The 10,127-nt window shown below is 68.0% G+C and carries 8 protein-coding genes; 6 read left to right on the forward strand and 2 right to left on the reverse strand.

Translation table 11 applies throughout. The features are described 5' to 3' along the window. Positions 1-145 precede the first annotated feature (145 nt). The gene (locus tag AC3ET3_RS33785; RefSeq protein WP_432158338.1) at positions 146-2,494 is read right to left on the reverse strand and encodes a hypothetical protein; all 2,349 of its coding nucleotides are present in this window, start codon (positions 2,492-2,494) and stop codon (positions 146-148) included. A 176-nt stretch (positions 2,495-2,670) separates the two neighbouring features. On the opposite strand from AC3ET3_RS33785, the gene AC3ET3_RS33790 reads away from it, so the two are divergent. After that, on the forward strand, positions 2,671-2,826 hold the full coding sequence (locus AC3ET3_RS33790; RefSeq protein WP_435613521.1) for a hypothetical protein: 156 nt from the start codon (positions 2,671-2,673) through the stop codon (positions 2,824-2,826). Between the two features lie 616 nt (positions 2,827-3,442). Here the strand turns inward: AC3ET3_RS33790 and AC3ET3_RS33795 are convergent. Next, entirely contained in the window at positions 3,443-4,006 is a 564-nt protein-coding gene (locus tag AC3ET3_RS33795) for an AAA family ATPase (protein ID WP_432158340.1), read from the reverse strand. A gap of 684 nt (positions 4,007-4,690) precedes the next feature. On the opposite strand from AC3ET3_RS33795, the gene AC3ET3_RS33800 reads away from it, so the two are divergent. The 5 genes from AC3ET3_RS33800 (at position 4,691) to AC3ET3_RS33820 (ending at position 10,105) form a co-directional block, all read left to right on the forward strand. Further along, entirely contained in the window at positions 4,691-5,299 is a 609-nt protein-coding gene (locus AC3ET3_RS33800) for a hypothetical protein (RefSeq protein ID WP_435613522.1), read from the forward strand. A 609-nt stretch (positions 5,300-5,908) separates the two neighbouring features. Beyond that, positions 5,909-7,171, forward strand: a complete 1,263-nt coding sequence (locus AC3ET3_RS33805) for a ParA family protein (protein ID WP_432158342.1) — start codon at positions 5,909-5,911, stop codon at positions 7,169-7,171. After that, positions 7,168-8,322, forward strand: a complete 1,155-nt coding sequence (locus AC3ET3_RS33810) for a ParB/RepB/Spo0J family partition protein (RefSeq protein WP_432158343.1) — start codon at positions 7,168-7,170, stop codon at positions 8,320-8,322. The genes AC3ET3_RS33805 and AC3ET3_RS33810 overlap by 4 nt, the downstream gene beginning before the upstream one ends. A gap of 462 nt (positions 8,323-8,784) precedes the next feature. Further along, positions 8,785-9,606: a hypothetical protein gene (locus tag AC3ET3_RS33815; protein WP_432158344.1), complete on the forward strand. Its 822-nt coding sequence runs from the start codon at positions 8,785-8,787 to the stop codon at positions 9,604-9,606. A gap of 334 nt (positions 9,607-9,940) precedes the next feature. Then, entirely contained in the window at positions 9,941-10,105 is a 165-nt protein-coding gene (locus tag AC3ET3_RS33820) for a hypothetical protein (RefSeq protein WP_432158345.1), read from the forward strand. Positions 10,106-10,127: the final 22 nt, after the last annotated feature.

Consider the following 10,127-nt stretch of genomic DNA (forward strand, 5'->3'; position numbering starts at 1 on the left):
CGGCTTCCGTGTTCCGGGCTCGTCGACGCGGTCCGAGGCGTGGTAACACCACCCCACGCGTGTGCGGGTGATATACGCGGTACGGATCAGAGCCGACGCCGGTCCGGCTCCTGCGGACGCGTCCACCGACACCGAACGTGCTGAATCAGTTCCTCTTGCGCTTCTTCTTCGACCGTTTCCCGGCCTGCGGCCTGCCTCGCGAGGCTGTCTTCGCGCCCTTCGCCCGGCCGGTGGGCCTGGCGTGCGCCTCGGCCCGGAGGGCACGCAGAGCACGCCGCGCCTCCTCGGCCACTGTCGCGTCGTGATGACCGGAAAGCTCCTCGAGGACTGGCGGTGTGGCGTACGGATCGGCGACGGCCAGAGCCGCGACCAGGGCCTGGCCGCCTCCGGGCCACCCGGCCGCGGCCTCGTCGAAAGCGGCGCACAGCGCGGCGTTTCGTTCCGGCGACTGCGCTCCCTCGCCGTCACCGTCATCCGCCGCGTCGAGGCGGACGGCCATGCGATGGGTGAGGGCGGCGGCCAGGCGGATCTCCTCGAACCGGTCGGCCAGGTACGTCGCGCGGGCGGCCTCGGGTACCCGGGTGGAGTCGGCCCGGTGGCCGAGAGCGCGCAGGGTGTGCGCGGCGTGTTCTCCCAGTGCGGGGTCGTCGAGCAGAGTCTCCCAGGCCGGCACCGGGGCGGCCGCCGCGTCGAGCAGGCCGAGCAGGGCACGCCGACGGGCCGCGTCCGGCCCGGCGGGGGTGTCGGCGAGCGCGGCGAGGAGCTCGGACCAGCCGTCGGCGCCGCGACCGGACAGCCAGTCGCCGAGCGTCTTGCGGGCCGCACCTGACGGCCACCACTGGGCGGCGGCCACCAGCCGGCCCCCGTCCCAGGCCCGTACCGCTTCCTCGGTCGGGAAGGTGTCGGGGTCGACGTCCGGCAGGTTCGCGGTGCCGAGGAGCAGGCCCTCGCGGAGCAGGGCGTGGCCGAGCGGGGTGAGGGTGAAGGAGTCGCCGGTGCGCTCGGTGACGCCGAGGCCGGCCAGCCGGTCGATGACGCGGGCCAGGACGGCGGCGACGGGCCTCAGTTCGGCGCGGTCGTCCTCGGTCAGGCCAGGCAGCCCGGTGAGCGCGGAGAGGGTCTCGGGGTCCGGGAGTTCGTACGGGCCCGAGGCCGGGGTACGGACAGCGGTGGCGGGGGCGTACGACGGCGGGACGATCCACGCGTCCTGCAGCGCGGCCTGGCGGGCCACCGACTGCGCGGTCCCCGCCTCCTGATAGAGGAAGTAGAGCTTGGATAGATGCTCGCCGCGGTACTCCTCGGCGGTCTCCTCGTCCTCGGCCAGCTGGGCCAGGAGGGAGCCGAGGAGATCAAGGCCGAGTCCGGCCAGTTCTCCCGGGGCCCCTTCGCGCAGGACGACGGCGGCCGGTCCCTCGATGAGCGCGCCGTCCGGCGTGTCGGGGGACTCCAGCAGCAGGCCGACGGCCAGCGCGAGCCGGACGAGCGGTTCGTCGGCTGCTTCCGGGCGGTCCAGGGCTGCCGTGAGCGACTGTACGAGCGGTGCCGCGCGCAGCGCGCTGGCCAGCGCGTCGAGGGACTCCGGCAGCGGAACCGGGGCCAGCGGGTCGGGATCCTCCCCGAAGCACTCCAGGTGCTCCTGGGCGAGGGAGGCGGCCACGCCGAGCAGCGGCGCGGTGTGCCGGCCGCCCGGGGCCAGATGGGCGAACGGTCCGCGCATCAGGGCGTCGAGCCCGGCAGCTGTCCACCGGTCCGAGACCACCGCCGCCTGCGTCTCGTACCAGTCCTCCTCCCGGTCCGTCCCGTCCGGCGCCCCCAGCGGGGCGCCCGGGAGCAGCGGGCCCTGGCCGGGGTGGGACCGGCCACGCTCGTCCAGGGCCACGAGGTGCAGCCGGGCGGCGAGCTCGGAGCGGGCCCGGCGGGTGCGCTCTCCCGCCAGTGCCTGTTTCCAGGCCCCCGAGGCCGCCGGGCCACCCGCCGTCGCGCGGACCGAGAAACCGAGTGCCGCCGCGCGTTCGGCCGACGGACGGGCGGCGAACGATTCCAGCCATCCGCATACGGCGTCCGCGTCCCCGGTGTCCACGCCCTCGGCACGCATCAGCCCGGCGTACAGCCGTGGCCACGTGGTGCGTCCGGGAGCGGTCATCGCCTCAGTGAAGCCGTCGGCCAGCTCCCGCACCCGGGCCGCCAGGCGGGCCTGCCGCTTGGCGTTCAGCCGGCCCTTCTCGCGGGTGTGGTCGACGAGCGCGAGCAGCACGTCCACATAGCCCGGCAGCTCGGCCGGTGCGGCACCCGCGTACAGCGGCAGCAGGATGTGCAACAGCTCCTCGGCGAGGGGCTCGGTCGGCTCGGGCAGGCCGGTCCTACGGTGCCCGGTGCTCAGCGCGAGCAGCCCGGTCACGGCATCGGCCGCATGTGGATCGAGCGGGGTGCCGCGGTGTTCCGCCCAGGCAAGGAACGGTTCGAGGGGAAGGCTCAGGGGCGTACCGCTGTTCATCCGGGCAGGCTAACGCCGAGAGGCGCCCGGCAGCGCCGGAAACGACGATCCTCACCCTGCGCGTGCCGATAAATCATCCGCCCAGGTGGCGGGCTTGATCGCTGATCTTGATTCGTGCCAGTCCCTTGCCCGGCTCTCCGCGCATGTAGAGGGCTGGGACGGCATGATGATCTGTCATGCTGCCGCGCCCGGCCTACGTCACCGCGACCACCGCCGTCACGCTGCTGCGCCTGCTGCCGATGAGCGATCGGGACAAAGACCTCGAGATCATTGCGTTGCGGCATCAGCTGCTGGTGTTGCAACGCCAGCCCAGCTGTGTGCCCGCCGCATAGGCGACCGCGGTAACGCCGGCCCGGTCCACCAGATGGGTCCCTGGCACCCGCATCAGCGCCTCCCCCGCGCCCGCGGCAACCCACCCGCCCCGCTGAAAGGGGGCCTCCGCGCCGCCATCGTAGAGTCGCACGACGCTGAGGGCGGCGACTTCGCCACGGCCGGCACCGGGCGCTGCCCGACCGGGCCGTCACCCCCGGGGCCATCACGCCGTTGCGGGTCTGGCGGCCCTGCGCACCCCGCGAGGGGACGAACGCGGGGGCCGCCGACCGCCGTCCTGTCACAAGCGGCACCACGACCGTACGCACTGCAGACCTGCACCCGCCCGCTCGGAAAGCCTCCCGGGGGACACAGCTCAGCGCGAGGCCGCGCCGAGATGCTGCCCCTCGGGCCGCGCGCACGGTGCGCTCCAGAACTCCCGGGACCGCCGCCGACGGCGTACGCCCGAAGTCCAGCGCGTCGTGCAGTTCCTCGATAGTCCGCTCGGCATGCCGGCGCACGTCGCCGGGCACGTCACCCTGTTTCCGGACAAGCTTGGCGTAGATCGGGGCGGTTTCTACGGCACTCACGTTGCAACTGTTCCTCGCCATAGGAGACATACGCCACTCTTTCCCTGGATCAGCCATCTACTGGACACACCCCCACCTCTGCGACAGGACAACTCTTGACGGCCTCTGCGATCTGCTGGGCGGCCTGGGCGGGTGTGAGGTGCGTGGTGTCGACGACCTCGGCCTCGGCGTGCAGCCACGTGCGGGCCGCCTCGGCGTAGGGCTCAAGGTATTGGAGCCGGAACGGGGAGTTGGGGCCAAGAACGGTGTCGCCCGCGATGCGCTCGCGGAGGGTGCCCTGATCGGCATGGAGGACGAAGTGCCGGACTGGAATCGAATGTTCGGCGAGGCCCGTGCTGATCTCGCGCCAGTACTGCTCGACCAGGACAGTCATGGGCATCACCAGGCTGCCACCCGTGTATTCGAGGACGCGTCGGGCGGTCTCCACTACGAGCGGTCGCCACGGCGGCCAGTGCTGGAAGTTGTCCGTCCTGGGCAGCCCTGGCGTGATGTCCATGAGTGTCTCGCCGACCTTCTCGGCGTCGAGCACTCGTGAATCCGGGACCAGCTGCTGCACGAGTGCACTGGTCGTCGTCTTGCCTGCGCCGTGGGTGCCGTTGAGCCATACGATCACGAGACTCGACGCTAGCGTCGTGCGAGCCGCGGGAACGGGCATAACAGAAATCTGGTATGACTTGGGCGTGTCTCGGGATGGTGTCAACCGCCAAGATCAGCTGACACCTCTCTCGGCAGGTTGCGGTCGATCGCCCTGGCCAGTTACTCGGCGTGGGTGTCGAGTAGCGGTTTGAGCGCGCGGTAGTAGGGGTGCTGGTCTGCTGTTCTGAGCCAGTGGCAGACGTCGTGCCGCTGTCGGCTCCAGACGCCGCGGAGCGCCGGGTCGTGTGCGGTGGGCAGGACGCGAACTCGAGTTCTCCTTCGATGACGCGGGTCCAGATGTAAACGCTGACGGCAAGGCGTTTGCGATCATCGCTGATGGATGCCCGATGTCCCAGGAGGATCGGCAGCTGGGCGACCATGCGCTGCCAGCACGTCTGGTTTGAGGGCCCAGCCGTTCAAGGCTTCGCGGCGTTGCTGGTAGTCGATCAGGGGCCCTTCGTGGAGCTCGTCTGTGATGGCGTCGAGCGCCAGCTCGAAGTCGTGGAGTTTGCCGTGTGTGCGAAGGTACTGGGTCAGCTTGTTGCCGTAGCCGATGTCGGCCTGCCTTGAGGGACGTGACTTCGCCCATGACCTCCCGGAGCGTCGTGAATAGGATCAAGCAGGTGTGCATTGGCTTCTCAGCATGAATCGGGGGGATGAGATGAGAGGCGTCATCAGGGTGGCGGTAGCCGCAGCGTTCACGCTCGTGATCGTTGGATGCTCGTCCAACGCCGACCCGAAGGAGACGCGCGTGAACGGCGGAGGTGATACAGATCGAACAGCCTCCGCGCTGAACTTCGCCAAGTCGTATCAGGAAGCGGTCAACGACAATGACTGGCCACACGTTTGCCGAATGAGGACAGAGCGGTACCGCCACGGCACGGTCAAGCAATGTGTTGCCGACCACGACGAGCCCTCCGAGCCAACACCCTCGGAGGCCGAGACGTCTGCTCCACCGCCACTCGTACGAGCCGACGGTTCGACCGTCCCGCCTGTACAGAAGCCCACCCAAAGCGGACCTGACCGTGCCCAGCTTGGTCCGGTCGAAGCAACTCGTGCGAAAGCCGTTCCGGCCTTCGGTGATCACCCTGCTGGAACGGGCGTGATGGTCGAGTACACCTACACCTGGCCCGACGAGTCAGGGGTCTCGAAGCACGTGCTCCGTCTAGTCCGGCAAGGCGACAAGTGGCTGGTCGATCAGTTGGAAGACGTCGCAGACTCAGACGAGGCGCACGGTGATCCCGTCGGGGACGCGTTGATGAGGAGTTGAGCGGGCGCCTTGCCATGGGCCGGGCACCAGCGAAACACAGAATTCGACGGGACTGCTGTACACAGCGGAGTATGCGAATCGGTGGACCGCCTGCAGATGCAGCACCGGCCCCGGCCCTCAACCGCCGGGGCGCCGCCCGCCTGGTCATGTCCCGCCATGTGGTGTAGCAGCGATCAAGATGAAGCAGCAGGTGGCGTCCCCATCCGCCGGCCCCCGCTGCCAGCGCTCGCCTGACAGCCCGTCAAATGGATGCCACTCGTCGCGGCCGTCGTCATAGAGCCCGCGGGCCTGGCCTCGATGAAGCCTCCTCGCGCGCCACGCTCAAGCCGGCTGTCCCGCAGGACTGGGACCAACTCTGCCTACACTGCGGTCTTTTCATGGGGATTTCGCACGGTAGGGCTGGACTGGGAGACCCTGCCCGTCTCGTCGTCTCGTGCATCCTTCCCCGAGGAGTCGGGGGTGATTACGCCGTAATCACCCCGGCGCGTCGCCTGGGTCAGTTGAGTTGATTACGGCGTAATCAACTCGGAGGGGACTCAGCCGCCTAAAGCTGCCCTAGCTAACGTGTCGATGGTGTAAACGATCACGGACGTTAGTATGGTGTCTCGCATGAGTTCGCCAGCCACCTCCAGCGACCGCGAGAAGGTCGTCTCCAAACTGCCGGGATGGCTCCGGCAGAACCTCAAAATCAGAGCCGCCCAACACGGCATCGAGATCCAGGCAGCGGTCGAGCAGGGCATCAACGACTGGTGCAGCCTCGCCTCCACCCCAGCCACCATCGACACCGCCGGCGCTGATTCCTTCGCCACCTTCCTGCCCACCGGGCAATGGGAGACCTTCCGGCAGACCGCCGCCGACCGGCGTGTCTCCCTCATCCAGGGTCTGGCCCAGTCCGTCCAGCTCTGGCTCGACGCCAACCCCGCCCCGAACATCAAGCGGCCCTCGATCACCCGCCGCATCATCGTCTGCAACCAGAAGGGCGGCGTCGGCAAGACAGCCATCACCGCCGGCCTCGGTGAAGCACTCGCCGAAGACCCCAACACCCTGCACCCCGTGCGCGTCGCCAAAGCGCTCACCAAGGCCCTCCGCGCCAGTGAGACGCACGACGACAGCGAAGCAGCAGACAACCCTCTCGACATCGAGAACCTGCCTGGACCCGGCCTGCAGGTCCTCCTCGTCGACTTCGACCCGCAATGCCACCTCACCAACCAACTCGGCGGCAGCCCGCTGCCGATGAACGGTGACAGCCTCACCAACCACATGGCGGGCGACCCCAAGGGCGACTTGCGCGACCTCATCGTCTCCGTCGACGACGACACCTTCAGCGGCCGCCTGCACCTCCTACCCGCCTGCAACGACGCCTTCCTCCTCGACGTACGCCTATCAGCAGTACGAGCCCGCGAAGCCGCACTCGAACGAGCACTGGCCCCACTCGAAGCCGATTACGACGTAATCATCGTCGACTGCCCGCCCAGCCTGGGCCTCAGCATGGACGCCGCCGCCTACTACGGCCGCCGCCGCGACGGCGAAGCCCCCGGCCAGTCCGGAGCCCTCATCGTCGTCCAAGCCGAAGACAGCTCCGCCGACGCCTACGACCTCCTCACCACCCAGATCGACGACCTCCGCAACGACCTCCAGATCGACATCGACTACCTAGGCATCGCCGTCAACCTCTACGACTCCCGCCGCGGATACATCGCAACCTCCTCACTGCAGGGCTGGGTTGACATAAAGGATCCGAGAGTCATCGGGCTCATCAGCGACCTCAAGGAACAGAAGGAAGCAGTGCGGGTGAAGAAACCCCTGCTGTCCTACGCCCCCAAATCGCAGCAGGCCGTGGGCATGCGCGCACTCGCAAGGGAGGTCTTGTGAGCAAGGCGGACCAGCTCGGAGCCGGACGCTTCGGCGGGGGAGTGCGCCCAGTCAGTGCACGCCGCCAAGCCGTCGCTGCCGCAACCGGCACCCCCACCGAGGGCGTCGCCCCGCCCACAGAACTCCCCGTCCACCGCATCAGCCTCAACCCGGACAACCCCCGCTCAACTCTCGGGGACCTCACCGACCTCGCGGGCAGCCTGAAAACCCACGGCCAGAAGCAGGCCATCACGGTCATGAACCGCGACGCCTACGTCAAAGCCAACCCCCAACGCGAAGCCGACCTCGAGCCGGACACCACCCACGTCGTCGTGGACGGCAGCAGCCGCCTCGCCGCCGCCCGGGAAGCCGGCCTCACCACACTCAAGGTCATGGTCAGCGACGACCAGGGATCCAACCCCCTCGAACTCCTCGAATCCGCACTCGTCGCCAACATCCACCGCCAGGACCTCGAAGAACTCGACGAAGCCCGCGCTCTGCAGCGCCTGCTGGAGATCCACGGCAGCCAGCGAGCCCTCGCCAAACGCCTCCACCGCTCCCAAGGCTGGGTCTCCCAACGCCTCGCCCTGCTCAACCTCACCCCCGAACTCCAAGCCCGAATCGGCAAGGAACCCATCGACCTGCTGCGCGCGGTCGGCAACAAGCCGCCGGAACGCCAGGAAGCTGCCTTGGAAGAGCTCAAAGCGCAGCGCGTGAGCAAGGAACAGGCGCAACCCACCAAGCGCCAGACGACGCCGCCGACAGCGGAGGCAGCCGGAGACGGCACCGAGAGCAAGCAGGAAGGTGATTACGGCGTAATCACCGACGCCCGGAGCGATAGTCCGTCCACCGGCAACAGCCACCCGGAGGCCGCGAGTCTTGGTGGCGCCTCGGTCAAGAGCAGCAGGACGCCTGCGGAAGCGATTCCCGAACCTCGTACCGGCCTCTCCGCGGAGAAGGACTCAGACGTCGGCGCGGGGCGGCAGCCCCGCCCGGTGCCCTTCGACAACCCCGGCGAACTCGTCCTGCTGCTCGACCGGAGGGTGGCGACCGACGACGCCTTCTTCAAACTCCTGCAACTGCTGAGCAGCAAGGCACTGGACAGGGACCCGGCGCGGCTCGGAGAACTCGCACGCACCCTTGTGGAGCAAGCTGCCACACGAGTCGACTGACCGGCGAGCCCGGCTCGCGGGCGGCCTCATTCACGCGCGATGTGGCCGCCCGCACAGCCGGCTCGAAGGCCACCTTGCCTGCCCACCACTGGCCTGCTTCTTGCAGCGCCTGCGCGAGGCATCGAATCAGTCAACCTCTGACTGCAATTCCTGCTCTCAAGTCATTCCGCTTCACAGAAACCTCACAGTTCAAGCCATGACGCCTCAGCGATTCCGCATGCACTGGCCGCGGGATCGACTTCATGCCATGTCCCTCACGCAAGCTGTATCTAGCAGCCGTCCCCTCTCTACAGTGGTTGGCGCGCGGCAGGGAGAAGCTGACCACTTCGCTCGCTGAGCTTCTGACGGCGAGGGGGCATCGCAAGATGTGCTCTGCCCTCGTTCTGCAAAAGAGGGGGGAACGTGAAACCTGTGAGGAAGGCCGCGGCGCCCGCATGTGCAGTGCTTGCTGTGACTGGGGTCATGCTGGCTGTCTGGCCCGCCACACACCACTCCGAGCGTCACACCTCTGATGCGCGTCCGGCCACGGCTGCTCAAGAGCCCGTCGCGACGGCGCAGGTGGGGGATCCCGAGGATCCGGCAACATGGAAGCTGCCCATTGAGGCATACGAGCCCACGAAAAGGGAGAAGCGGCTTGTCTCCTCGGCCCGCGACCTCGAGATCAAAGAGTGCATGAGAAACGCCGGATTCCCGGACTGGACGCCTGCACCCGACCTGCCCACCGTGGGCGGGACCACGCTGACCGACTGGCGATACGGCATCCACGACCTGGAGCAGGCCCAGCAGTTCGGCTACCACCCGGACCCAGAACAGCAGGACGCGTACGATGCGGCGCTGGCAGCCGACCAGTCCGCCGAGGCCGACCAGGACGTTCTCCAAGGCTGTGCGTCGCAGGCCGGCAGTACGGCTCCGAGCCTTCAGGGCTCCGCTCTTGTGAATCAGATCAGCGGGGACGCCTATCAGAAGGCCATGGACACCCCTGAGGTCAAGGAAGTGTTCGCGAAGTGGGCGGCGTGCATGCAGGACAGCGGTTACACCTACGCCATGCCCATGGACGCCGGTGATGATCCGCGCTTCTCCACTGGACCGGACGAGATCAGCCAGACGGAGAAGGACACCGCCGTGGCCGACGTCACGTGCCGGGACAAGTACCACGTGGAGAAGGTGTGGTTCGACGCCGAGGCGGCGATCCAGGCCGAGGCGATCGCTGAGCACATGGACGAACTCAACCGGGAAAAGGCGGGCATCAGGTCAGCCGTCGCCAAGGCCCGCTCGGTCAACTGAGCGAAGGGGAGAGGCAAGTATGCGAAGGACAGCCTTGCTCGGTGCCGCTTCCTCTGCGGCCGTCGCTCTTGGCCTTGTCGGGGCACCGGCTGCGCAGGCCACCAACCCGGGTGGTGACGACTTGAACCTCTACAGCATGGAGGCGTGCGAGCTACCGGGGAAGTCGGACTTCAAGTTCACACTCTGGTACAACTCAGGCCAGGGTGGCTCGTGGCGGAACGTGCGTTACCCGGTCTACAACTTCGACGAGCTCAGACCGGGCGACTGGCACACACACCCGCTGAAGTTCTGCCTCTTTGGCGCCAGCAGGCCCTGGCCTGGGTCGCTTCAGCGAGTGAAGAACAACGCCGCTTCCGGAGAGAACTTCCACTACAAGTACACAGCCCGCGTCTACTTCAGGAGCGGCTACAAGGGCGCCCAGGACGCGATGGCCCCATACCAGCACATCGACCGGTTCCCGCACGTGTACAACAACAACGCCTCCTTCCAGTTCACGTAGGCCAGCAGCACATCCCTTCATC

It is taken from the genome of Streptomyces sp. bgisy159 (assembly GCF_057707805.1).